Source organism: Micromonospora sp. CNZ280, assembly GCF_011759515.1.
On record NZ_JAAOYP010000001.1, the window covers coordinates 2671208 to 2693632 of the forward strand.

The following is a 22425-nucleotide window of genomic DNA, read 5'->3' on the forward strand; positions in this document are numbered from 1 at the left end:
GAGCAACTCACTCTCATTGGAGGATCTAACGTTTGTACCACTAACGTTAGCACGGCCAATTCATTCGATTCCGTTAGTCGCGCCAATGAGACTTGTTAGGCTGGCCACATGGAGACCCCGGCCCGAGACGCGGCACCTGCCCGCCTGACCAGCCTGCCGAGCTGGCTGATTACCCAGACCGCCATGCATACCCACCGGCTGGTGAGCGACGGGCTCGCGGCAGTCGATGCCCGGGGCTACCACTACCGCCTGCTTGCGACCCTGGATGAGTTCGGGCCCGCCAGCCAGGCGGCGCTCGGCCGCCGCAGTGGCATCCACTTCAGCGACATCGTCGCGGCGATCAACGAACTCGCCGACCGGGAACTCGTCAACCGCGCCCCCGACCCGGCCGACCGGCGGCGCAACATCATCACCATCACCCCAGTCGGGCGACGGCAACTTCGACGGCTGGAAAAGCAGCTGGCCAAGGTGCAGGAAGAGCTGCTCGCGCCGCTCTCGACCGACGAGCGTGACCAACTGACCCACCTGCTGACCCGGGTGCTCGCGTATCACACCCGCCAACCAGCCTGATCGGCATGCCGTAGCCGCGGTGGCGTCGTGCGGCGCGGATCGTCGACAGGTTGTGCGGGTCACCGACCTTCGCGCAAGCCAAGCGGGTGACTTCAGCTCCCCGGCTGTCCGCGTCCAGCAGAACCGAGAACACGTCGACATCCGGCCAGGCATCGATTCACCCAAGCCACCCGGCGGGCAGCGGCAGTCTCGCCGCCGGCGCGCTGCACGGCGGGGCCCACCACAGCAGAACCGAGGCGCGACGGTGCGGTGCTCGCACCGGAAAACTTGGCAAGCCCTCATGCGCTGACCAGCGCACAACCGGTACGGGCCACGCTGCATAGGTTCGAACGACACGACGACGTCGCGGGCCAGAAGCTCGCCCACCACACCAAGAAGCGCTCTGCGAGTCGGCGGCGTCCGGATCTGGCCGATGTGCGGATGCATCGGGCGGTGTTGTGGGTCAACGCCGCGCGGGCAGTCATGCGAAGATCGTCCTTGTCTTCGGCGACGAACGCCGCTGCCGCCACGGCGCGCGGCGCGGCGCGGCGCCACAACGTTGACGTCTTCGGTGTCGGCGCCGCCCGTGTCTCTGGCGGTGCATACCTCGGACAACGCGGCCGGGGCCAGGTGGCGGCCGTCCGGTCGGGCCTCGACGTGCCGGCTGATCCAACCGTCGGGTTTCACTTCAGGCCCGACATCGGGCCTGAAACGTCACAGGTGCGTGAATCAGCGCGTACACCCGCCGAAAGGAAGTCCTGAACTCGGCTACGGCGATGTCGGCCGCCTTTACGGTAAGGTCGGTCACCGTCGACCTGGCGCCGTGTCCGGACGGGGAACCGTGGCGGCTGTTGGGGATCGATCCAGCGTCGTGCTTGGAAGGGTTCGGCGTTCTGCACGGATCGACGGTGCGAGCGGAGCGATGGGTTCGTCTGCGGTTGGGGCGCGCAGTTTGGCCGCCCGCAGGACCAGCGTGAGCTGGAGCAGCGCGCTCACCGCCATCGCGAGCCACACTCCGGCCAGCCCCAGCACACCGGCGAAGCCCCAAGCCAGCCCGCTCTGCGTGAGCATCCCGGCCACCGTTACCGCGAATAGCCGCGGTCCGCTGCCGGAGCCCACGAGAAGGCCGCCGAGCGCGACCACTCCGGCGATCGGGATCAGGTAACCGCCGACGCAGCGCAGGAAGATCACGCCGGCCGTGATCACCTGTGGGTCCGCGCTGAACAGGCGCATCAGCATGGGCGCGGCTGCCGCGAGGAATACCGCGGCGAGCGCGGCGGCGGTCAGGGCGAGGCCGAGCACCTGCCTGCCGATGGCGCGGCGCTGCGGGGTGCGGGAGTCCGGCTCGAGGGCGCTGATTGTCCGCGGAGTGTGGATGGTCGCCGCGTTGCGCAGGGCGTAGAAGCCCATCGTGGCGAAGTAGAGCAGTTTCATCCCGATCCCGTACGCGGCCACTGCGGCCACGCCGGAGCGGCTCACCACGCCGATGGTGATCAGGGCGCCGACCATGCGGACGAGGAAGTCCCCGGCGATCGGCGCGCCGGCGACCGTGACGGCCCGGAGCGCGGGCCGTAGCGGGGCTGCGGCGCCGCGCGCCGGATGCCGGCGACGTACCAGAATCAAGCCGGTGACGAGTGCGGCGGCGCGGCCGAGCGTCGTCGCCGCGGCCGCTCCGGCAACGCCGAAGGCCGGCACCGGGCCGACTCCGTAGATCAGCACGGGGTCGAGGACCAGCAGCAGGCCGTTGGCGAGCAGGGCCAGCCGCATCGGCGTTCGGGTGTCCCCGTGCCCTGCGAAGGTTGCGTCGACGACCTGCTGGGCGTAGAAGATCGCCACGGCCGGGAAGAGGACCGTGAAGTACGCCGCCGCCTGTTCCGCCGCCTCCGCGTCGCCGAGGAAGGCGGCGGCGAGTGGGTGGCGCAGCGCCCAGCCGGCGAGTACCACCACCGGAGTCAGCCCGGCATAGATCCACCAGCCGGCGCGCACCGTTGCGCGGGCGGCGGCCGTGTCGCCCGCGCCGACATGGCCGGACAGCACCACGGTCACCCCGCCGTTGACCAGCAGGGCGACGCCGAGCAGGGCGTTCTCCACGCTGGTGGCGACGGCGACCGCGGCGACCGGGCCGGGACCGAGCCGCCCCACCCATGCCACGTCGATCATTCCGGTGATCACGCCGGAGAGCAGTGCGACGTAGTTGGGCGCGGCCAGGCGTAGCAGTGGGCGCCGGTGGGTCATGTGCTTACCTCGGTTCGCTGTACCTCGTTTCGATGTACCACGGAACGCTATAGGCTGGCGTGGCCACACGCAACGGAGGACGACATGCTCGCGCTGGCGATCCTGGGCTTCCTGCACGACGAGCCGCTGCACGGATACGAGCTCAAGGAGCGGATCAAGTCGCTGACCGGGCACGTCCGACCGGTCAGCGACGGTGCGCTCTACCCGGCGATCAGCCGCCTCGAGGCGGCCGGGATGCTGGAACGCCGGGTCGAGCCGGGCACGTCCGCGGCACCGCGGCAAGTGCTCTCACTCACCGACGCCGGCCGCGCCGAACTGCTCCAGCGTTTACGCTCGCCCTCGGAGGTGGAGATCAGCGACCGGAACCGGTACTTCACCGTGCTGGCGTTCCTGCGGCACCTACCCGACCGGGCCGAACAGGCCGCGGTGCTCAGGCGGCGGCTAGACTTCCTGCAGGCGCCGGCCACGTTCTTCTCCGCCGGCGGAAAACGGCTACGGGCAGCCGACATGGACGACCCCTACCGTCAAGGCATGTTCGAAATCGCCCGCGCTACCACGCAGGCGGAACGGGACTGGCTCACCCGTACGCTCGCTACGCTCGGCTGAGCCTGTCGTTCAACCTCCACGACGGCCAACTGCCGGCCGGAGCGGCCGTTCCCGCTATCAAAGGCAATGCCGCCCGGCGGACGGGACGGGTCATCACCACCACCAGCTACGACGGTCGCGGGCAGATAGCGGCGCAGACCGCTCCGTACTACAACATTGACCCGGCCGGATCAGCGTTGGACAACCCCGCCGCGGCGACCCTGGACTCCCGGACGACTTACAGGTACGACGCGCTGGGGCGGGTTACCGCCGAGGTGTTGGAATCCGGCGGTGTGGAGAAGTGGCGGACCCGGCACAGCTACGACGGTGACCGGCACACCCTCATCCCGCCGTCGGGAGGCAACTCCACCACCTACTACGACGCCGCCGGCCAGGCGGTCAAGGTTGCCGTCCAACCAGGCACCCAGGTCGAGGAGACCCGCTACGGCTACAACACCGCCGGTGAGCTGACCGCCATCACCGACGCGGCAGGCAACGTGACCCGCTACGGCTACGACCTGTCCGGCAACCGCACCAGCGTCCAAGACCCGAACACCGGCAGCAGCAGCTCCAAGTACAACCCCATCGGTGACCTGGAATGGACCATCGACGCCCGCGGCCAAAAGATTTCCTACCGCTACGACACCGTCGGACGGGTCACGGAACGGTGGGCAGGTGAGCTCAACACCGGCACCAAACTCGCCGCCTACACCTACGACGGCCTCGCCTTCGCCAAGGGGCAACTCTCCTCCACCATCCGATACGTCGCAGGCGCCGAGTACAAGGTGGAACCGACCGGGTACGACGACCAGTACCGGCCCACCGGCACCCGGTGGACCATCCCCCAGGCCGAAGGCAAGCTCGCCGGCACCTACACCACCGGTTACGGCTACGACTCCGCCGACCACCTGACCAGCGTCACGTACAGCGCGAAGGGCGGCCTGACCGCGGAGACGGTCACCGCCGCACGCCGCTGCGGTGGGGTCGGTGGGACGGCAATCGACTCACCGTCGCCCGTATCGGTGAGGACGACCGCTGCCTCGCCGATGTCAGCCCCTGCGGGACGCGGTTCCTCACGATCGCTCACTGGGGGAGGGAGCCGGCAATCCATCGCCTTCCCGACGGTGCGGTGACGCACGAGGTCGCCGCCTCCCACCGGCTTCCCCCGCATCCCCAGGCGCCGCCAGACGCCGAGGAGGAGCCCTTCTGGGGCTACCAGTGCGGCTTCGTCGACGAGCGCACGGTTGTCGCGAGCACCAGGGAGAGGTATGGGTATCCGCGGCACTGGCTGATCGACACGGCGCGGGGAGATGTGCTCGGTTGGGTGGAGTACTCGACGCCCGTATCGGAGGACCCGATGGCGCTTGGCGACGGCACCTGGCTCACCTGCGGCGAGGACCCCTTCCAGCTCCTGCTGTGGAGTCTTCCCCCGAGGGTGGAGGACGACGTCTCGTCCACCGCAGCCGGCCGTTGATCCGTGGGTGATCCGCAATCCGGTTGATCTGCAGGGACAACACCACTCAATCGCTACCACTGAGCCGTTTTCGTGCGCCCAGCAGATGGAGGTTGATCGTGTAGGTGGTTGATCTTCGTTCGTAAGCTCGTCGTCGCTTGCCGGTGGAAGTCCGGTCCGGGTAGCTGCCAGGAGGCCCGGTAGCAGACTGGCGGCTCGGTCTGGAAACGGGTCGGGTCGAAGCCCAGTGTCGAAAGCCCTGTTGGGGGAGCGACTGAGCGGTCCGTAGCGTGAAGCGAAGCCTGCGGCGTCGTTACTCAGCTGCCCGTGAGGGTGGCACAGGGGAGTGCTGAGCCCTTCGAAATCGGGGTGAAGGCCATGGAAGCGGTGAAGCACCTGGATTGCAGCCGTGAAGGACTCCTCGGCGTATGGGGCGCGGAACGTTCAGATAGTGGCGGCGGGAACTGGGGAGGCCCTCCCCGGCCCGGTGACCTGCGCGTATGTCACCGGAAGCGCGGCGTTCTATAACCGATGATCTCGGGAAGTGAGCGACCGGCCGGGAGGGCGTCGGAGGCGGTCGTAGTACCGATCGAGCCGGGCGGACAACACAACCGCCGGTGAGGGAAGGGCCGCTGCTTCGTCGGTGCGTGTGGTGTTGAGGAGGGGCCCGGTGAGTGCCGTTTCGGCTAGTCCCGCCGCTGGCGGATCGATCGTTGATCCGGTCCGTGCCTTGCAGCGTGCGCTGTACCGGGCGGCCAAGGCCGATCCCGGACGTCGGTTCCACGCGCTGCGAGACAAAGTCCTGCGCAGGGACGTCTTGTGGCGGGCGTGGGTCGCGGTGCGTCGTAACGACGGCGCGCCGGGCATCGACAAGACCAGCCTTGACCAGGTCGAGCAGGACGGCGTTGGCCGGCTGCTGGATGACCTGGCGCGCGAGCTCAGGGACGGCAGCTATCGGCCGTTGCCGGCGCGGCGGGTGTTCATCCCCAAGTCCGGCAGCAGCGAGTTGAGGCCGCTGTCGATCCCGTCGGTTCGTGACCGGATAGTGCAGGCCGCGGTGAAGATCGTGCTCGAGCCGGTCTTTGAAGCGGACATGCTGCCGTGCAGTTTCGGGTTCCGCCCGAAACGTTCGGCGCACGATGCCCTGCAGGTGCTCATCGAGGAGTCCGCGCGGGGTAGGCGGTGGGTGGTCGAGACGGATATCGCCAACTGCTTCTCGGCGATACCGCACCAGGAGTTGATGCACGCGGTTGAGGAACGGGTCTGCGACCAGGCGCTGTTGAAGCTGCTGTCTCTGCTGATGGTGGCCCGGACCCTATCGGTGGTCTAGCGCCTGTTGTATCGCCTACTTCGTGGCGGTTGCCGTTGGGTAGCCTCCGCCAGGCTGTGGGGGATCATCGCGCTGTGCGCGGTGTGTGCTCTCCAGCCGGTGCCACCCTGGGTCAATCGGTGCCAGTTCGGGTCAACCGGCACCAAGGAACATGATCGCTAGCTCGCCCGTGTGATCCACGTGTGGTCATCGGCTGGGCCGATCGGCCGGGACAATGCAGGCCAACGCAGGCCACTCCCTGCCATCCCGGGTCAGCCCGCAGGTCGCTAGACTGGGCGCTCGCGCCCTCGTAGCTCAGGGGATAGAGCAACGGTTTCCTAAACCGTGTGTCGCAGGTTCGAATCCTGCCGGGGGCACCTGGTCACACCCTTGATCAACGCTTACTGACTGTCTTCCGGCCTCCCGTGCCCGCTGCCTGCCCTATCGCCTCGCCAGCTCCCCAACCGGAACAGTTCCCACGCCACGTTCGATCGGCAGCGACGGGTCAAGGAGCGAGGCTCTTGACCATCACGTGCTCCCTGCGCACGCCGTCGGGCATGAGGTCGCCGAGCTCGCCCGTGTCGTGGAAGCCGTTCCGCCGGTAGAGCGCCCGGGCGTTCATGTTGTCCTCCACCACGGCCAGCCGTAGCGTCCCCGCGCCGACCTGCCGAGCCCACTGCTCGACCGCGTGCAGCAGGTGGTCGCCCACGCCTCGGCCACGTCCCGCCGGCGCCACGTACATGGAAATCAGCTCGGCGACGCCGTCCTGATCCGTCGGCACTCCGCTGGTCATCCCGACGGGCTGCCCGTCGAGCATCGCCACCACGTTGTACGAGCCGGGGATGGCCAGTCGACCGCGCCAGCGTTCCTCACGGTCGCCGTCCCCCTGCCAGTCCGCCAACTGTGAACCGAAGGCGTACGGCGCCTCGGTCAGCGCAGCGAGCCGCAGTTCCCGCCAGACCGTCCAATCGCCCTCAGTGAGCGCACGCGTTTCGATCATTCTTGAAGGCTGTCGTCGGTCGGGGGACCAGGCAATGCGTTTTCGGCTGGGCCATCGGCGAGCCAGTGAACGTGCGGCCCGCATTCGACAATTCCCAAGCCGAGGGTCCACCCGTGTCCGCGTCAACGACCGCTCGCAGGACCTGTACGCCCTTTCTGATCTTGACGCGGCCATCGCGGTGCCCAAGGGTGGCCGGATGACGTCGAAGGTCTGGCTTTCTCGTGACGAGGACTTCCGCCCCGGTGCCGAGCTGTTCCGTAGCGAGCGGCTGTTCGTGCTGTGGGCGTACTCCGCGACCCACGGCCAGCTGCTCCTGCGGGCCGACCTGATGCCCGAGGGTCACGCCCGCCTCCCGACCACGGTCGGGGTGCTGTTCAGGCTGGCGGACGCGATGCAGGTCCGGGCGGCGTACCGGGGACTGGTGATCCGATGCGCGACCGGGGAGGAGGCCGCGCGGATCCACGGCGGCATCCGGGACGATCATGGCCACCCGGAGAATTACCGGGTGCTCGTGCTGGAGAGCCAGGGGACGATGGGCTACGTCCTCGCCCGCGGCGTGGGATGGTGCGAGGGCGAGTTGTCGGACCTGCAACCCTCGTTCTTCAACCCGTTCACGCCGTACGATCCGGTGTGGCCGGTCAAGCCGCTGCTCGGGGTCGGCGCTGAGCTCGACATCGCCTCCCCGCAGGAGTCGCGGAGGCGTTCCTCACCGGCCGGCCGGCGGGCGTACGCCGAGACCGGTACCGCAACCGGCACCTGCTCGCGGTGGTGACCGAGGAGGACGGCCGCCGACGCCGTCACAACCTGGGCGTCTTCCGCACCGAGGCGGACGCCGAGGAGGCGAGGCGACTGGTCGAGCCGCACCGCGGGGTCGCCGGCGCCCAGAAGGCGGGCAGGTCACCCGGCTCCGCCCCGCGCCGGTCCGGTGGCATGTCGGACAGCCGTGAGATCAGTCGCCAGGTGTTGACCTCAACCGGCCTTGAAGTTGTCGGATCGTCTCATGCGTGCGATTCAGCTTCACGAGTTCGGCCCACCCGGCAACCTGGTCCTCGACGACCTGCCGGACCTCTCACCCGGCCCCGGCCAGGTGCGGATCGCCGTCCGGGCCAGCGGCGTGCACCTGCTCGACACGACTCTGCGCCAGGGCGAGGCCGGCGGCCCGCTGCCGCTGCCCGAGCTGCCCACGATTCCCGGCCGGGAGGTGGCCGGGGTGGTCGACCAGGTGGGCGCCGGTGTCGACGGATCCTGGCTCGGCAGGCGGGTCGTCGCCCACCTCGGCATGGTGCCGGGCGGCTACGCCGAGCAGGCCGTCACCGCTGTCGAGTCGCTGTTCGCCGTACCCGAGGCGGTGAACTTCCCCGAGGCGGTGGCCGCGGTCGGCACCGGCCGGACCGCCCTCGGCGTCTTCGAGCTGGAACGCCCGACCGCGGACGACGTGGTCCTGGTGCCCTCGGCGGCTGGTGGGATGGGCTGGCTGCTGGTGCAGGCCGCCCGGTCGACCGGGGCCACCGTGGTCGCGGCGGCGCGGGGCAGCGACCGGACGGCGCCGCTGCACGACCTGGGCGCGCACCTCGTGGTCGACTACGGGCTGCCCGACTGGGCCGACCGGGTCCGGGAGCAGGTCGGCGGCGTGACGCTGGTCTGGGACGGGGTGGGTGGCACCGTCGGCCGGGCCGCGCTGGAGCTGCTGCGGCCGGGCGGCCGGTTCATGATGTTCGGCTGGTCGTCCGGTGCGGCGACCCGGGTCGAGACGGCGGACCTGGTCGAGCGGGGCCTCACCGTGGGGTGGCTGGGTCAGCGGATGCGCGCCCTGCCCGGCGGCATCCCGGGCCTGGCCGGCCGGTCGCTGGAACTCGCCGGCCGGGGCTGGTGGCGGCCGCGGGTGTCCACGTACCCGCTGGCCGACGCGGCCACCGCGCACGCCGACCTGGAGGGGCGCCGGGCGCTGGGCAAGGTGGTGCTGACGACCTAGGCGCCACCGGGTGGGGGTGGGCGCGTCCCCACCCGGTCGCCGCGGGCGTCAGGAACCGGCCGGTCGGTGGGCCAGCAGGTACGCGTGCGGGGTGCGCTCGGGGCGGCCCGCGACCGTCGCGGGCTCGCGTACCAACCGCACCCGCATCGCGAACCCGGCCTCGGTCAGCAGCTCGGCGACGCGTTCCGGCTGCCGGCGCCGGAAGGTCAGCGAGATCGAATGGCCGAGCGCCTCGGTCAGGTGCAGCGGCTCGTCACCGACCTGGAACGCCAGCATCAGGTGACCGCCCGGCGCCAGCGCCCGGCGGAACCCGGCGAAGGTGGCCGGGAGCAGCTCGTCCGGCAGGTGGATGATCGAGTACCAGCACACGATGCCGCCGAGGGTGGCGTCCGGCACGTCCAGGTCGGTCATCGAGCCCACCGTGAAGGGCAACCCGGGGTGGGCGGCGCGGGCCGTCTCGATCATGCGCGGGGACAGGTCGACGCCGGAGACGTCCAGCCCGAGCCCGTGCAGGTGGCCGGTGACCCGGCCGGGACCGCAGCCGAGTTCGACGACCCGCCGGTTGTCGCCGGCGCGGACCGTCTCGGCGAAGCCGGCCAGGACGGCGCGCTCCCACGGATTGCTCGCCAGTTCGTCCTGGAGATGCTCGGCGTAGCTGGTGGCCAGCGTGTCGTAGGACGTGCGGGTGTCGTGGAGGAAGTCGGCTTCGCTCATCCCGGCACGGTAGCGGGCCGGGACGACAGCCACGGGCGGCGAGTGCGGCCGGTCGACGGTGGCCGGGCCGGTCATCGACGCACCCCCGCCGCCCCGCCGGACAACCGGGCCGGGCGGCGGGCGGGATCGTCAGAGCGCGGCGCGGATCGCCTCGGCCAGCGTGGTCGGCTCGCGGCCGATCAGCCTGGCCAGGTCGTCGCCGTCGACGTGCAGCTCGCCCTGGGCGGCGGCCCGGTCGCCGTCGGCGATGACCTCCGCGTACGCCCGAGGCAGGCCGGCGCCGACGAGGACCTCGACGTACTTCTCCACCGGCAGGTCGGTGTAGCCGACCTGCCGGCCGGTCTGCCGGGACAGCTCCTCGGCCAGCTCGGTCATCGTGAACCCCGCGCCACCCAGCTCGTACACCCGGCCGGCGTGGCCCTCGGTGGTGAGCACCGCGGCGACGGCCTCGGCGTAGTCGGCGCGGGCGGCGCCGCTGATCCGGCCGTCCCCGGCCGCGCCGGCGATCCCGTGCTCCAGGTACGTCGGGATCTGCGGCAGGTAGTTCTCGAAGTACCAGCTGTTGCGCAGGAACACGTACGGCAGGCCGGAGTTCGCGACAACCTGTTCGGTGCCCCGGTGGTCGACGGCGAGGATCAAGCTGGAGGTGTCCGCCTTGGGGGCGCTGGTGTAGGCGATCAGCAGGACACCGGCCTCCCGCGCGGCGGTCACCACGTTGCGGGCCTGCTCGACCCGGCGGCCGATGTCGGTGCCGGAGACGAACGCCAACTGCTCCGCACCGGCGAACGCGGCACGCAGCGACTCGACGTCGTCGTAGTCGGCCCGCCGCACGGTCACGCCCCGGTCGGCCAGGTCGGCCAGCCGGTCGGTGTCCCGGCCGAGCGCCACGACGTCCCCGGCCGGTACGCCCCGGTGCAGCAGCGACTCGACGACCAGGCGACCGAGGTGGCCGGTGGCGCCGGTGACGACGATGGACATGGAGCACTCCCTTGCGAGAACGGTGTCGGTCGTCAGCGTCAACGGGAACACCGAGCCGACGCTTCCCGTTGGAGAGTAGGCACCTTCAAGTGCGTGACTTACCGATGGAGAGTGGTGGCGTGCAGCCGAACATCTACGCCCGCGACTGCGGCAGCCGGCAGGTGCTGGACCGGATCGGCGACCGGTGGAGCGTCCTGGTGGTGCTCATCCTCGCCGAGGGCACCAAGCGCTACGGCGAGCTGGCCCAGCGGATCGAGGGGATCAGCCAGAAGATGCTCACCCAGACGCTGCGCGGCCTAGAGCGCGACGGGCTGGTCACCCGGACGGTGCACGCCAGCGTGCCGCCCCGGGTCGACTACGCGCTGACCGACCTCGGCCGCAGCCTGCTCGACCTGGTCGCCGGGCTGGAGTCGTGGGCCACCAACCACCTGGCCGAGGTGGAGGCGGCCCGGGCCCGCTACGACGCCCGGTGACGATCCGGCCCTGATGCAGCGGGCACGGGCCCGATGTAACGAAGATTGCCGGCAAGACGCTGCGCCGTGCGCCCGCGCGCGTGATTCCCACCGCGCATAGGCTCCGCTCTATGGGGATCGGCACGTGACGACATTCTCACCTTGGGTGTCGGACGCGATCGAGGGGGCGCGTCCGGCGCCGTGCCGGTTCGCTTCCATCCGACGGAGAAACGCCTGCGTACCTCGTCGACCTGCCGTGACGGATGGATCGGCGGCCGGCGGTACGCGACGGCGGCCGGCGGGACCATCGCCGGCCGCCGTCGCGCGTTCCCGTCCGGGCCGCCCTCGTCGCGGCCCGGGCCGTCAACCCGCCGGGAGCTGGTCGACCGTGGTGAGCACCCGGTCGACCAGGCCGTACTCGCGGGCCTGCTCGGCGGTGAACCACCGGTCCCGGTCCCAGTCGCGCTGGATCTCCTCCAGGGTGCGTCCGCTGTGCTGGGCGATCAGCTCCTGCATGGTCCGCTTCACGTGCAGCATGTTCTCGGCCTGGATGGTGACGTCCGCCGCGGTGCCGCCCATCCCGCCGGACGGCTGGTGCATCATGATCCGCGAGTGCGGCAGCGCGTAGCGCTTCCCGGCGGCGCCCGCGCAGAGCAGGAACTGCCCCATCGAGCCGGCGAAGCCGAGCGCCAGGGTGGCCACGTCGTTGCGGACGTACCGCATCGTGTCGTAGACGGCCATGCCGGCGCTCACCGAGCCGCCCGGCGAGTTGATGTAGAGGAAGATGTCCCGCTCGGCGTCCTCGGCGGCGAGCAGCAGGATCTGGGCGCAGATCTGGTTCGCCGTCGCGTCGGTCACCTCGGTGCCGAGGAAGACGATCCGCTCCTTGAGCAACCGTTCATAGACCTGGTCGCCGAAGGTCGGCTGCCCGCTGTCCAGCATCCGTACGCCGTTGGAGATCATCGTGTCCGCCTTCCACCGTGCCGGCGGGCGGCGGAACCGCCCGGGGGACCGGCGCTTCCAGCCTCCGGCGCGGCGCGTGCGGAACCCAGGATTTCTGCCCGCGGCAGATCCGCCGTGGGCAGAACCGGGCCGGGCTACGCCGGGGTCAGCCGCCGCCGGCCGGCCCGGGCCCGCCGCCTGGCCAGCACCTTGGCGGTACGCGGACGGGGGCGCCCGGCCGGAGCGGAGGGGATCAGCCGCACCCGCAGCCCCGCCCCGCCGACGGTCGAGCCGAGCCCCGGCATCCCGCCGCCCACGTACGCCGGCACGCCGACCGTGAGCACCACGGACCCGCCGGTGTACGGCCGTGGCTCGCCGAGGTGCGGCCTCGGGTCGCCGGCGCCGGGGCCGAAGCCGACCCGGGTACGGCCGGCGCGCGGCGCGACCGTGACGCGCGGGCCGCTCTCCTCGTGGCGGGAGACCGGCACCCGCTCCAGCCGGGCCAGGGCGGCCCGCGGTGCGGTGGGGATGCGCGGCTCAACCCGGCGCAGGTCGTCCCGGGCCTCCTCCAGCAGGTCGGAGAGGCGGATGCCGAGCGCCCGGCAGATCGCCGCGAGCACCTCCGACGAGGCCTCCTTGCGGCCCCGCTCGATCTCGGACAGGTAGGGCACCGACACCCCGGCTGCCACCGCCACCTCGCGCAGCGTGCGGCCCTGCCGCAGCCGGAGCCGGCGCAGCACGCCGCCGATCACTCGTCGCAGCAACGACATGCGGGCCTCACTCTCGCGGTCGTCCGGGGACACCTCCATCATGCCCGCTCACCGCCGTCCCGGTCGGCCCGGTCCGGTCCGCCAGCCCGTGATCTCCACCCGGGCGTGCGGCCCCCGGGGAAACCGCTATGTTGTGGGCGTGCAGGCGTCGGTGGAGCAGGTCCCTCGGTGATCCATTTTCCCGCACAGCGGCGGGGGCCGCTGAGCGCGCTGAGCCTGCGCCTGGCTGCCGCGGTCGGGCTGGTCCTCGCCACCGTCGCGGTGGTCTACCTCGACCGGGACGGCTACCGGGACGTCAACGAGGACGGGATGACCCTCCTCGACTGCTTCTACTACGTGGTGGTGTCGCTCTCCACCACCGGCTACGGCGACATCACCCCGGTCAGCCAGAGCGCCCGGCTGGTCAACGTCCTGTACATCACCCCTGCCCGGGTGCTCTTCCTGATCATCCTGGTCGGCACCACGCTGGAAGTCCTGACCGAGCAGTACCGCACCGGCCGTCGCCTGTCGCGGTGGAGGAGAACCGTGAAGGACCACGTCATCATCTGCGGCTACGGCACCAAGGGCCGGAGCGCGGTCTCCGCCCTGCTGGAGAACGGTCTGGAGAAGTCGCGGATCGTGGTGGTGGAGCGCAGCGGCGCGGCGCTGCGGCAGGCCACCTCGGCCGGGCTGGTGGCGATCGAGGGCTCGGCGACCCGTTCCTCGGTGCTCAACGAGGCGCACGTCCGGCACGCCAAGGCCGTGATCATCGCGACCGACAGCGACGACGCGTCCGTCCTCGTGGCGCTGACCGTACGCCAGCTCACCGCCGGACAGGTGCGGATCATCGCCGCCGCCCGGGAGGCCGAGAACGCCCCGTTGCTCAAGCAGAGCGGCGCGCACCACGTGATCGTCTCGTCGGCGACCGCCGGCCGGCTGCTGGGGCTCTCCACCTCCGCCCCGCCGCTGATCGACGTGGTGGAGGACCTGCTCACGCCCGGGCAGGGGATGGCACTGGCGATGCGCTCGGCCGAGCGCCACGAGGTCGGCCGCTCGCCCCGCGAGCTGGACTCGCTGGTCATCGCCCTGGTCCGGCGGGGCAAGGTGGTCACCCTGGCCGACCGGGCCGGCGCGGTCATCGAGACCGGCGACATGCTGGTGCACGTCCGCGACGACCGGCCGCAGGCGGCTCCGACGAGCTGACCGTCCGGACGGCCAGACCCGGTGTCATCCGGTGCCGGCCGGCAGCGGGCCGGCTGGCCCGGCGGTGACGCGCCGGTCCGGGCCAACCCGGTCGGACTTGTCGGGGCTCGGCTTGCCGGTAGGCCGGTTCAGCAGCTGGCGTCCAGCTCCGCCTCGTCGGTGACCGCCGCGGCGCAGGTGGCCGGCGCTCCGCTGGTCGCCCGCCGGAGCAGCTCGTAGAGCTGGTCGCGCTCCGCCGGATCCAGCGCGCCGAGCACCTCCTCCTCGGCGCTGGCCAGGGCGCACTCGGCCTCGCCGAGCCGGCTCGCCCCGGTCTCGGTGAGGAACACGTCGTGCCGGCGGCGATCCTCCGGTGAGCGTCGCCGCTCCACCAGGTGCGCCGCCTCCAGGTCGTTGAGCAGCCCCACCACGTTGGTGCTGTCGATCTGCAGGGTGCTGGCCAGCGCCTGCTGACCGATGCCGCCCGCGTCGCGCAGCACGGTGAGCGCGACCAGATGCCGGGGGCGCAGGCCGAGCGGCGCGAGCACCGATTCCGAGCGCAGTCGCATCCGCCGGGCCAGGTACTCCAGGAGCGCCCCCGACCGGCGCTCCGACTGGCCGACCGACGGGGCAGACATGTGACCCAGTCTACCCATCCCAAGGAACGTCGGCCTGTTATAAATGGTTAGCGCTACACAAATGATCCGTGGAGGGTTAGTCAAATGCCACACCTGTTGCACATCGACTCGAGCATCCGCGGCGAGCAGTCGGTCAGCCGCCGGCTCACCGCCCGGGCAGCCGCCGCCTGGCGGGCCGCCCACCCGGACGGCACGGTGACCTATCGGGACCTCGGCCGGGAGCCGCTGCCGCACCTGGACGAGGCCGGCGGCCTGGCCCGGATCGTGCCGGTCGACCAGCACACCCCGGAGCAGCGGGCGTCCTGGGAGTTGACCGAGCGGCTGGTGGCCGAGGTCAAGCGGGCCGACACCGTCCTGCTCGGGCTGCCGCTCTACAACTACGGCGCGCCGAGCAGTGTGAAGACCTGGGTCGACCACCTCATCGCGCCCGGCATCGCGTACGACCCGGAAACCAACGCCGGGCTGCTGGGCGACCGGGAGTTCATCGTGCTGACCAGCCGCGGCGGCGGCTACGGAGCGGGCACCCCGCGGGAGGGCTGGGACCACGCCGAGCCCTGGCTGCCGCACGGCATCTCGCAGACCGGGATGGAGCCGCGCTTCATCACCGCCGAGCTCACCCTCGCCCCGGTGGTCCCGGCCATGGCCGAGCTGATCCCGCTGCACGAGGAGAGCCTCGCGGCGGCCGAGCGCGCCATCGACGAGCTCTGGGTGCCGGCCCGAGTCGGCTGAGGTGCCGCCCGGACAACGGAAAGGGTGGCCGTCCCCGCGCGGGGACGGCCACCCTTCGTCGTGGGCTCAGCGCCGGCTCAGATGATCGTCCAGGTGTCGCCGCTGTTGAGCAGGCCGGCGAGCTGCTGTTCCGGGGTGTCGGTGACCTTCGCCCGGGCGGTGGCGAGCTGCTCCTGCACGACGCTGTCGTAGGACGGCCGCTGGACCGAGCGGAACACGCCGATCGGGGTGTTGCGCAGGTCGAGGCCGGGCAGCCGGGACAGCGCGAACGCGTAGGCCGGGTCGGTGACCGTGGCGTCGTGCACGACGATCTCGTCGGGGCTGGTGGCCGCGGTCTCCCGTACCTCCAGCCCGAAGCCGCCGGGCGGGTGGACGACGCAGAACTGGCCGTCCTTGCCGAAGGTGATCGGTTGCCCGTGCTCCAGCCGGATCAGGTAGTCGTCCCGGGTGGCCGGCTCCTTGAGCTGGTCGAAGGCGCCGTCGTTGAAGATGTTGCAGTTCTGGTAGATCTCCACGAACGCCGAACCCTGGTGCTCGGCCGCCGCCCGCAGCACGGACTGCAGGTGCTTGCGGTCGGAGTCGATGGTGCGGCCGACGAAGGTCGCCTCGGCGCCGAGCGCGAGGGAGATCGGGTTGAACGGCGCGTCCGCCGACCCGACCGGCGTCGACTTGGTGATCTTGCCGACCTCGGAGGTGGGGGAGTACTGCCCCTTGGTCAGCCCGTAGATGCGGTTGTTGAACAGCAGGATCTTCAGGTTGACGTTGCGGCGCAGCGCGTGGATCAGGTGGTTGCCGCCGATGGAGAGGGCGTCGCCGTCACCGGTGACGACCCAGACCGACAGGTCCGGCCGGGTCGCCGACAGGCCGGTGGCTATCGCCGGGGCGCGCCCGTGGATGGAGTGCATCCCGTAGGTGTTCATGTAGTACGGGAAGCGGGACGAGCAGCCGATGCCGGAGACGAAGACGATCCGCTCGCGGGGGATGTTCAGCTCCGGCATGAACTGCTGCACGGCGGCGAGGATGGCGTAGTCGCCGCAGCCGGGGCACCAGCGGACCTCCTGGTCGGACTTGAAGTCCTTGGCGGTGAGCTTGAGGGCGACGGGCTCAGACATTCTTCAGGACCTCTTCCAGCATCGTCTCCAGCTCCGCGGCGGTGAACGGCAGGCCGCGGACCTGGTTGTAGCCGATCGCGTCGACCAGGTACCTCGCCCGGATCACGTGCGCCAGCTGGCCGAGGTTCATCTCGGGGATGACCACCCGGTCGTAGGAGCGCAGCACCTCACCGAGGTTGGCGGGCATGGGCGCCAGGTGCCGCAGGTGCGCCTGCGCGACCGGCAGCCCGCGCTGACGCAGCGCCCGGCAGGCCGCACCGATCGGCCCGTACGTCGAACCCCAGCCGAGCACCAGGACGCGGGCGTCGCCGTCGGGGTCCTCGACCTCGACGTCCGGGACCGGAATCGCCTCGATCCGGGCGGCGCGGGTGCGGACCATGAAGTCGTGGTTGGCCGGGTCGTAGGAGATGTCACCGGTCTTGTCGGCCTTCTCCAGCCCGCCGATCCGGTGCTCGAGGCCGGGCGTGCCCGGGATCGCCCACGGCCGCGCCAGGGTCTGCGGGTCCCGCAGGTACGGCAGGAAGGTCGTGCCGTCCTCGCCGTTGGGCTGCGTGGCGAACTCGACCCGCAGGTCGGGCAGCGACTCCACGTCGGGCAGCAGCCACGGCTCGGAGCCGTTGGCCACGTAGTTGTCCGACAGCAGGATCACCGGCGTGCGGTAGGTGAGCGCGATCCGGGCCGCCTCCAGGGCGGCGTAGAAGCAGTCGGACGGCGACTTCGGGGCGATCACCGCGACCGGCGCCTCGCCGTGCCGCCCGTACAGCGCCATGTTGAGGTCGGCCTGCTCGGTCTTGGTCGGCATGCCGGTCGACGGCCCGGCCCGCTGCACGTCGACGATGACCAGCGGCAGCTCCAGCGCCACCGCCAGCGAGATCGTCTCGCTCTTCAGCGCCACGCCGGGACCGGAGGTGGTGGTCACGCCCAGCGAGCCGCCGTACGACGCGCCCAGCGCCGCGCCGACCGCCGCGATCTCGTCCTCCGCCTGCATGGTGAGCACACCGAACTTCTTGTGCTTGCTCAGCTCGTGCAGGATGTCCGAGGCGGGCGTGATCGGATAGGCGCCCAGGAAGACCGGCAGCCCCGAGCGGACGCCCGCGGCCACCAGACCGAGCGACAGGGCGGCGTTGCCGGTGATGTTGCGGTAGGTGCCGGGCTGCATCTTCGCCGGCTTGACCTCGTAGCGGACCGCGAAGTCCTCGGTCGTCTCACCGAAGTTCCACCCGGCCCGGAAGGCGGCGACGTTCGCGGCCACCAGCTCCGGCCGGGCCGCGAACTTGCGCTCCAGGAACCGCAGCGTCGACTCGTACGGCCGGGAGTACATCCAGGAGAGCAGGCCGAGCGCGAACATGTTCTTGGCCCGCTCGGCGTCCTTCTTGGACACCGCCTGGTCGGCGAGGGCGCCGATGGTCATCGACGTCAGCGCGACCGGGTGCACCACGTAGCCGGCCAGCGAATCGTCGTCCAGCGGGTTCGCCTGGTAGCCCACCTTGGCCAGGTTCCGCTTGGTGAACTCGTCGGTGTTCACGATGATGTCCGCGCCGCGGGGCAGATCGGCCAGGTTGGCCTTCAGCGCGGCCGGGTTCATCGCCACCAGCACGTTCGGCGCGTCGCCGGGGGTGAGGATGTCGTAGTCGGCGAAGTGCACCTGGAAGCTCGACACCCCGGGCAGGGTCCCGGCAGGCGCCCGGATCTCCGCCGGGAAGTTCGGCAGGGTGGAGATGTCGTTGCCGAGCTGTGCCGTCTCGGAGGTGAACCGGTCGCCGGTCAACTGCATGCCGTCGCCGGAGTCGCCGGCGAACCGGATGACCACCCGGTCGAGCTGACGGATCTGCTTGGTCACGCCTGCACCTCGCTTCGCTCAGCGCGGTCGCGCGGGCGGCTGAAACTGATGGTGACCTCGCCTTGCCCGGCCACGTGACCTCCTTGACGCACCGCCGCACCGGCCGTCCGTGACTGGTCCGGCCCGCTGTCTTTCCTCATCTGAGAGCCTACGTCGGATCGACCGGCCAACCTCCCGGGAGGTCCGCCGACTGGGACCGGAGGAGGCCGCCTTTTGTCCGATGTTGCGGCGTTTTGCCCTGCCCGCCGTAATTCAGATCACCGGTCGCGGACGGCCCGCCGCGGCCGCCCGGGTCGCGTCCGGGTGCCGGTCGGGCGGGTCACTCCAGGGTGGCGGGCGTCGCCGCCGGCTCGGTCGCCGGTGCCGTCATCCGCCGGCGCAGCGAGACGGTGGCCAGCGTCAGGGCGAGCACCACCAGCAGCGCGGAGACCGCGATCAGCAGGGCAGCGGTGCGCTGCACCGAGCTCGACCCGCCGCCCGCGCGGTCCAGCATCGGTGCGGTGGCCGCCACCACCCCCTGCGAACCGGTCGGCGCGGGCGCCGCGGCGACCTGGGTGGTCAGGGCGGCCGCCGCGGTGATCCGGAAGCTCATCTGCACCCGCCGGGTCCGGCCCTGGCGCGGGTCGAGCTGCCCGACCACCGCACCGGAGAGCGGCGCGGCCCGCTGCGCCTCCGGCGTCGCGATCACCGGCAGGCGCAGCTCGGCGGTACGCCCGGCCGGCACCGCGCCGACCTCGCACCGGGTTCGGCCCGCCGCCGTCGGCGCGCATCCGGCCGGGGGCGTCGGCACGCTCACCCCGTCCGGCAGGACCACCTCGATCCGGCCGCTGGCGTCCACCCGGCCGGTGTTGCCCAGTCGGACCGCGAGTTCGCTCGCCCCGCCGCCGATGTCGAAGGCGACCTCGTCGGCCCGCAACATGATGCCGGGCACCGGCGGGCCGGGCGGGAAGAGCACCGCGAAGCCCTCGTTGTCGGTGACCGAGCCGGCTGTGCCGGGCGCGGTCGCGGTGACCCGGACCGAGCCGGTGAGCGGCATGTTCCGCCAGGCGGTGCCGCTGACCCGGATCTTCAGGCGGGTGCTGAACCGCGCGCCCGGCGCGGTGATCCACTCACCGCACCGGTGTTCGCCGCCGCCGGTCGCGGCGCAACCCGGGGTGCCGGCGTCGGCCAGTCCACTGGGCAGCGTGTAGCCGAGCCGGATCCGGGTCCGCGCCGTGCCGGTGTTGGTGATGCTGACCCGCAGCGTGGCCACCGTGCTGGCGGCATTCCAGTAACGGCCGGAGATCTGGAGGTCGCCGGTGCTGACCCGGACGCCGAGCGGGCTGGCCGGCGGGGTGCCCGGACCGGGCGCGGACGGGCGGACCGGCGGCGGCACGGGCACGGGCGTGGCGGGTGCCGTGGTGGCCGGCGGTCCGGTGGTCGGGGCCGGACCGCCGGTGCCGGTGGCGGTGGGGTCCGGACCGGCGGTGGGCGTGGCCGGTGGGGTGGTCTCCGGGCTGGTCGGTGGCGCGGTCGTCGGCGCCGGTCCGGTGTCCGTCGGGTCCGCGGTCGGCGTCTGCTCGTCCGGCTCGTCCGCCGGCCCGGTGGCGGGTGCGGTCACCAGTGCGGCGGACGGCGCGGCGGTCGCCCACCCCGGCACCACGGTGAGCGTCAGCCCCAGCGCGAGCGGGACCGCCAGCAGCGGCATGACCCGCCGGCTGCGCGCCCGCCGAGCGGGCGATACGTCTGCGCGGGGCATCTGTCCTCCGGTGACCAGGGGTGGAGTCAATATTCGTGACATTTGCCCCAGAGCACTAGTCCCAGCGCAAAACAAATTCGTAACGTGTCCGGAACGCCCGCGCCGGACCGGGCGGTAGGCTGCCGGCGTGACCTACCTGGGCTCGTACGCGACGCTCGGGCTGCTGCTGCTCGCCAGCGTCCTCTTCTTTGTGATGGCGTTCTCGGCCAACCGGGTGTTACGTCCTGCCCGTCCGGCTGATCCACCGGGGAAGCGGGCCAGCTACGAGTGCGGCCTCGATCCGGTCGGCGCCGACTGGGCGCAGATGCAGATCCGGTACTACGTGTACGCGTACCTGTACGTGCTGTTCGCGGTGGAGTCGGTCTTCCTCTTCCCCTGGGCGGTGGTCTTCGACCGGCCGGGGTTCGGGATGGTCACCGTGGTCGAGATGGCGATCTTCGTGGCGGTGCTGGCGCTCGGCATCCTCTACGCGTGGCGCCGGAACATCCTGCGCTGGACCTGACCTGCCCGGCGGGATCAGGCGAGGCCGCGGCGGGTCGCCGTGGGCGGCCGGTCACCCCGGATCGAGGCGACCATGTCGAGCACCCGACGGGTCTGGCGTACCTGATGGGCCCGGAACACCCGGGCGCCCAACCAGGCGGAGACGGCGGTCGCCGCCAGGGTGCCCTCCAGCCGCTCGGTCACCGGCAGGTCCAGCGTCTCGCCGACGAAGTCCTTGTTGGACAGGGCGACCAGCAACGGCCAGCCGGTGCCGGTGAGTTCGTCCAGCCGGCGGGTGATCTCCAGCGAGTGGCGGGTGTTCTTGCCGAAGTCGTGCGCCGGGTCGATCAGGATGCCGTCCCGGCGTACGCCGAGTGCGACCGCACGGTCGGCGAGCCCGGTCACCGTGCCGAGCACGTCGGCCACCACGTCGTCGAAGGCCGCGCGGTGCGGCCTGGTCCGCGGCGCCAGCCCGCCGGCGTGCGAGCAGACCAGCCCGGCCCCGGTGTCGGCGGCCACCTGGGCCAGCGCCGGGTCGGCGCCGGACCAGGTGTCGTTGAGCAGATCGGCCCCGGCGGCCACCGCCTCCACCGCCACCTCGGCCCGCCAGGTGTCGATCGAGATGACCACCTCGGGGAACGTGGCCCGGACGGCGGCGATGGTGTCCACCGTCCGGCGGATCTCCTCGGCCACGTCGACCTCGGCTCCCGGGCCGGCCTTGACCCCGCCGATGTCGATGATCTCGGCGCCCTCCTCGACCGCCCGCTCCACGGCCCGTAGGGCGCTGTCGGCGGCGAAGGTGGCGCCCCGGTCGAAGAACGAGTCCGGCGTGCGGTTGACGATCGCCATCACCACCAGGTCGCCGGCGTCGAACGTCCGCGTACCGAGCCGAAGCGCTCCGGCCATGCCGCCCTCCCGAGGTCCGCGCCGCCGACCGCCCGTCGCCGGCCGATCCCGACGCTATCCGGTCGCCGGCCGCCGCCTCCGCCCGCCCGACGAACGCTGTGGCGGCGCGGGCCGTCAGCCCCGTGCCGCCCGCGCCCGCCCGGTCGACCTGGCGGGCGGGGCCAGCGGCGGAGCGCCGGAACCGGGCGGATCCGGCGGCGGGGTGGGTGGTGGGGTCGCTCCGGCCCGTTCGACATGCCACGATCTGTGCATGGGTCAGGTTCTGCTCCTGCTGGTCGTGGCGCTGACCGTCGCGGCGGTGGTGTTCGGGGTGACGGTGCTGGTCAGCGGCCGGGATCCCGGCCTGGTGCCGGTCGAGCCGGACGGCCGGGCGGTGCCGCTGCCGGGTGCCCGACCGCTGCGCGAGTCGGACGTCGGCGAGGTCAGGTTCGACACCGCCCTGCGCGGCTACCGGATGGCCCAGGTCGACCAGGCGATGCGGCGGGCGGCGTACGACATCGGCTACAAGTCCGAGCTGATCGGGGTGCTGGAGGCGGAGGTCGCCGCGCTGCGCGAGGGGCGGATCGAGGACGCCGACGCCCTGCGCCGGGCCCGGGAGCAGGCCGCCGGCAGCGCCGCCCAGGCCGAGCCCCCGGCCGCCGGCGCCACCGGGCCGGCCGGGCCCGGCGGACCCCCGGTCGACGATCCCACCGGGCCCGCGGTCTCCGAACCCGTCGTGTACGCCGAGCCGGCACCGACCGGCCGGGACGCCTTCGCCCGGCCCACGACCGGGTCCGACGCCTTCGCCCGGCCCACCACGGCCACCGAGCCGGCTGGCGGGTCGGCCGGGACCGCCACCACCCGGCCGGTGACCGAGTCGGAT

23 protein-coding genes, 1 tRNA gene and 1 pseudogene are annotated in these 22425 nt (G+C 71.8%); 14 read left to right on the forward strand and 11 right to left on the reverse strand.

Translation table 11 applies throughout. The annotated features are described in order from the left end of the window. Positions 1 to 108: 108 nt before the first annotated feature. Together FHX32_RS12765 and FHX32_RS12770 are read left to right on the forward strand one after the other, a co-directional pair. Entirely contained in the window at positions 109 to 570 is a 462-nt protein-coding gene (locus FHX32_RS12765) for a MarR family transcriptional regulator (protein WP_167181275.1), read from the forward strand. Positions 571 to 819: 249 nt separating this feature from the next. Beyond that, positions 820 to 1311, forward strand: a complete 492-nt coding sequence (locus FHX32_RS12770) for a hypothetical protein (RefSeq protein WP_167181277.1) — start codon at positions 820 to 822, stop codon at positions 1309 to 1311. A 42-nt stretch (positions 1312 to 1353) separates the two neighbouring features. Here FHX32_RS12770 and FHX32_RS12775 read toward each other — a convergent pair whose 3' ends face one another. Continuing rightward, positions 1354 to 2916, reverse strand: coding sequence for an MATE family efflux transporter (locus FHX32_RS12775; protein ID WP_208418062.1), 1563 nt, complete (start codon positions 2914 to 2916; stop codon positions 1354 to 1356). Between FHX32_RS12775 and FHX32_RS12780 the strand changes: the two genes are divergently transcribed. From FHX32_RS12780 to FHX32_RS12800, 5 genes are all read left to right on the forward strand, one after another. Continuing rightward, positions 2869 to 3390 carry a PadR family transcriptional regulator gene (locus tag FHX32_RS12780; RefSeq protein WP_167181279.1) on the forward strand — a complete coding sequence of 174 codons (522 nt, stop codon included), beginning with the start codon at positions 2869 to 2871 and terminating at the stop codon, positions 3388 to 3390. The genes FHX32_RS12775 and FHX32_RS12780 overlap by 48 nt on opposite strands. A 176-nt stretch (positions 3391 to 3566) precedes the next feature. Continuing rightward, entirely contained in the window at positions 3567 to 4502 is a 936-nt protein-coding gene (locus FHX32_RS12785; RefSeq protein WP_167181281.1) for an RHS repeat protein, read from the forward strand. Further along, on the forward strand, positions 4499 to 4843 hold the full coding sequence (locus FHX32_RS12790; protein WP_167181283.1) for a hypothetical protein: 345 nt from the start codon (positions 4499 to 4501) through the stop codon (positions 4841 to 4843). The genes FHX32_RS12785 and FHX32_RS12790 overlap by 4 nt, the downstream gene beginning before the upstream one ends. A gap of 649 nt (positions 4844 to 5492) precedes the next feature. After that, positions 5493 to 6152 (forward strand): reverse transcriptase domain-containing protein, encoded by a 660-nt coding sequence (locus FHX32_RS12795; RefSeq protein WP_486481031.1) that lies wholly within the window; start codon positions 5493 to 5495, stop codon positions 6150 to 6152. Positions 6153 to 6435: 283 nt separating this feature from the next. Then, positions 6436 to 6508: transfer RNA gene (locus tag FHX32_RS12800), tRNA-Arg, on the forward strand. 128 nt (positions 6509 to 6636) lie between these two features. Here FHX32_RS12800 and FHX32_RS12805 read toward each other — a convergent pair. Then, positions 6637 to 7131 (reverse strand): GNAT family N-acetyltransferase, encoded by a 495-nt coding sequence (locus FHX32_RS12805; protein ID WP_167181285.1) that lies wholly within the window; start codon positions 7129 to 7131, stop codon positions 6637 to 6639. 196 nt (positions 7132 to 7327) lie between these two features. Between FHX32_RS12805 and FHX32_RS12810 the strand changes: the two genes are divergently transcribed. Continuing rightward, the gene (locus FHX32_RS12810) at positions 7328 to 7903 is read left to right on the forward strand and encodes a hypothetical protein (protein WP_167181287.1); all 576 of its coding nucleotides are present in this window, start codon (positions 7328 to 7330) and stop codon (positions 7901 to 7903) included. A gap of 228 nt (positions 7904 to 8131) precedes the next feature. Beyond that, on the forward strand, positions 8132 to 9103 hold the full coding sequence (locus FHX32_RS12815; RefSeq protein WP_167181289.1) for a zinc-binding dehydrogenase: 972 nt from the start codon (positions 8132 to 8134) through the stop codon (positions 9101 to 9103). A gap of 48 nt (positions 9104 to 9151) precedes the next feature. On the opposite strand, the gene FHX32_RS12820 is transcribed toward FHX32_RS12815, so the two are convergent. Further along, positions 9152 to 9817 (reverse strand): class I SAM-dependent methyltransferase, encoded by a 666-nt coding sequence (locus tag FHX32_RS12820; protein ID WP_167181291.1) that lies wholly within the window; start codon positions 9815 to 9817, stop codon positions 9152 to 9154. Positions 9818 to 9946: 129 nt separating this feature from the next. After that, positions 9947 to 10795, reverse strand: coding sequence for an SDR family oxidoreductase (locus FHX32_RS12825; protein WP_167181293.1), 849 nt, complete (start codon positions 10793 to 10795; stop codon positions 9947 to 9949). Between the two features lie 89 nt (positions 10796 to 10884). Here FHX32_RS12825 and FHX32_RS12830 point away from each other — a divergent pair, with 89 nt between their 5' ends. Then, positions 10885 to 11268 (forward strand): winged helix-turn-helix transcriptional regulator, encoded by a 384-nt coding sequence (locus FHX32_RS12830; protein WP_486481032.1) that lies wholly within the window; start codon positions 10885 to 10887, stop codon positions 11266 to 11268. A 342-nt stretch (positions 11269 to 11610) separates the two neighbouring features. Here FHX32_RS12830 and FHX32_RS12835 read toward each other — a convergent pair whose 3' ends face one another. After that, positions 11611 to 12210 (reverse strand): ATP-dependent Clp protease proteolytic subunit, encoded by a 600-nt coding sequence (locus FHX32_RS12835; protein WP_167181295.1) that lies wholly within the window; start codon positions 12208 to 12210, stop codon positions 11611 to 11613. Between the two features lie 134 nt (positions 12211 to 12344). After that, a complete protein-coding gene (locus FHX32_RS12840; protein WP_167182674.1) occupies positions 12345 to 12959 on the reverse strand; it encodes a transcriptional regulator in 615 nt (204 codons plus the stop codon). Between the two features lie 168 nt (positions 12960 to 13127). Here FHX32_RS12840 and FHX32_RS12845 point away from each other — a divergent pair, with 168 nt between their 5' ends. Further along, a complete protein-coding gene (locus FHX32_RS12845) occupies positions 13128 to 14141 on the forward strand; it encodes a potassium channel family protein (RefSeq protein ID WP_167181297.1) in 1014 nt (337 codons plus the stop codon). A 128-nt stretch (positions 14142 to 14269) separates the two neighbouring features. Here the strand turns inward: FHX32_RS12845 and FHX32_RS12850 are convergent, their stop codons facing one another. Continuing rightward, positions 14270 to 14758 carry a MarR family winged helix-turn-helix transcriptional regulator gene (locus FHX32_RS12850; RefSeq protein ID WP_208418063.1) on the reverse strand — a complete coding sequence of 163 codons (489 nt, stop codon included), beginning with the start codon at positions 14756 to 14758 and terminating at the stop codon, positions 14270 to 14272. Between the two features lie 84 nt (positions 14759 to 14842). Here FHX32_RS12850 and FHX32_RS12855 point away from each other — a divergent pair, with 84 nt between their 5' ends. Then, entirely contained in the window at positions 14843 to 15487 is a 645-nt protein-coding gene (locus tag FHX32_RS12855; protein ID WP_109900582.1) for an FMN-dependent NADH-azoreductase, read from the forward strand. 77 nt (positions 15488 to 15564) lie between these two features. Here the strand turns inward: FHX32_RS12855 and FHX32_RS12860 are convergent, their stop codons facing one another. From FHX32_RS12860 to FHX32_RS12870, 3 genes are all read right to left on the reverse strand, one after another. After that, a complete protein-coding gene (locus FHX32_RS12860) occupies positions 15565 to 16599 on the reverse strand; it encodes a 2-oxoacid:ferredoxin oxidoreductase subunit beta (RefSeq protein WP_167181301.1) in 1035 nt (344 codons plus the stop codon). Further along, on the reverse strand, positions 16592 to 18439 hold the full coding sequence (locus FHX32_RS12865; RefSeq protein WP_167181303.1) for a 2-oxoacid:acceptor oxidoreductase subunit alpha: 1848 nt from the start codon (positions 18437 to 18439) through the stop codon (positions 16592 to 16594). The genes FHX32_RS12860 and FHX32_RS12865 overlap by 8 nt, the downstream gene beginning before the upstream one ends. Before the next feature lie 319 nt (positions 18440 to 18758). Then, positions 18759 to 20126: a hypothetical protein gene (locus FHX32_RS12870; RefSeq protein WP_486481033.1), complete on the reverse strand. Its 1368-nt coding sequence runs from the start codon at positions 20124 to 20126 to the stop codon at positions 18759 to 18761. Positions 20127 to 20304: 178 nt separating this feature from the next. Here FHX32_RS12870 and ndhC point away from each other — a divergent pair, with 178 nt between their 5' ends. Then, positions 20305 to 20679 carry an NADH-quinone oxidoreductase subunit A gene (ndhC, locus tag FHX32_RS12875; protein WP_486481034.1) on the forward strand — a complete coding sequence of 125 codons (375 nt, stop codon included), beginning with the start codon at positions 20305 to 20307 and terminating at the stop codon, positions 20677 to 20679. 14 nt (positions 20680 to 20693) lie between these two features. On the opposite strand, the gene folP is transcribed toward ndhC, so the two are convergent. Continuing rightward, entirely contained in the window at positions 20694 to 21563 is an 870-nt protein-coding gene (gene folP, locus FHX32_RS12880; RefSeq protein ID WP_167181307.1) for a dihydropteroate synthase, read from the reverse strand. A 250-nt stretch (positions 21564 to 21813) separates the two neighbouring features. On the opposite strand from folP, the pseudogene FHX32_RS35065 reads away from it, so the two are divergent. Continuing rightward, positions 21814 to 22197 (forward strand): annotated as a pseudogene (locus FHX32_RS35065) (DivIVA domain-containing protein); the annotation flags it as partial. Between the last annotated feature and the right edge of the window lie 228 nt (positions 22198 to 22425).

Bases quoted from the DNA above. Each gene is read 5' to 3' on its own strand.
- FHX32_RS12765 (WP_167181275.1), top strand. From the start codon at position 109: ATGGAGACCCCGGCCCGAGACGCGGCACCTGCCCGCCTGACCAGCCTG.
- FHX32_RS12780 (WP_167181279.1), top strand. From the start codon at position 2,869: ATGCTCGCGCTGGCGATCCTGGGCTTCCTGCACGACGAGCCGCTGCAC.
- FHX32_RS12805 (WP_167181285.1), bottom strand. From the start codon at position 7,131: ATGATCGAAACGCGTGCGCTCACTGAGGGCGATTGGACGGTCTGGCGG.
- FHX32_RS12810 (WP_167181287.1), top strand. From the start codon at position 7,328: ATGACGTCGAAGGTCTGGCTTTCTCGTGACGAGGACTTCCGCCCCGGT.
- FHX32_RS12815 (WP_167181289.1), top strand. From the start codon at position 8,132: ATGCGTGCGATTCAGCTTCACGAGTTCGGCCCACCCGGCAACCTGGTC.
- FHX32_RS12820 (WP_167181291.1), bottom strand. From the start codon at position 9,817: ATGAGCGAAGCCGACTTCCTCCACGACACCCGCACGTCCTACGACACG.
- FHX32_RS12825 (WP_167181293.1), bottom strand. From the start codon at position 10,795: ATGTCCATCGTCGTCACCGGCGCCACCGGCCACCTCGGTCGCCTGGTC.
- FHX32_RS12835 (WP_167181295.1), bottom strand. From the start codon at position 12,210: ATGATCTCCAACGGCGTACGGATGCTGGACAGCGGGCAGCCGACCTTC.
- FHX32_RS12840 (WP_167182674.1), bottom strand. From the start codon at position 12,959: ATGTCGTTGCTGCGACGAGTGATCGGCGGCGTGCTGCGCCGGCTCCGG.
- FHX32_RS12850 (WP_208418063.1), bottom strand. From the start codon at position 14,758: ATGTCTGCCCCGTCGGTCGGCCAGTCGGAGCGCCGGTCGGGGGCGCTC.
- FHX32_RS12855 (WP_109900582.1), top strand. From the start codon at position 14,843: ATGCCACACCTGTTGCACATCGACTCGAGCATCCGCGGCGAGCAGTCG.
- FHX32_RS12860 (WP_167181301.1), bottom strand. From the start codon at position 16,599: ATGTCTGAGCCCGTCGCCCTCAAGCTCACCGCCAAGGACTTCAAGTCC.
- FHX32_RS12870 (WP_486481033.1), bottom strand. From the start codon at position 20,126: ATGCCGCTGCTGGCGGTCCCGCTCGCGCTGGGGCTGACGCTCACCGTG.
- folP (WP_167181307.1), bottom strand. From the start codon at position 21,563: ATGGCCGGAGCGCTTCGGCTCGGTACGCGGACGTTCGACGCCGGCGAC.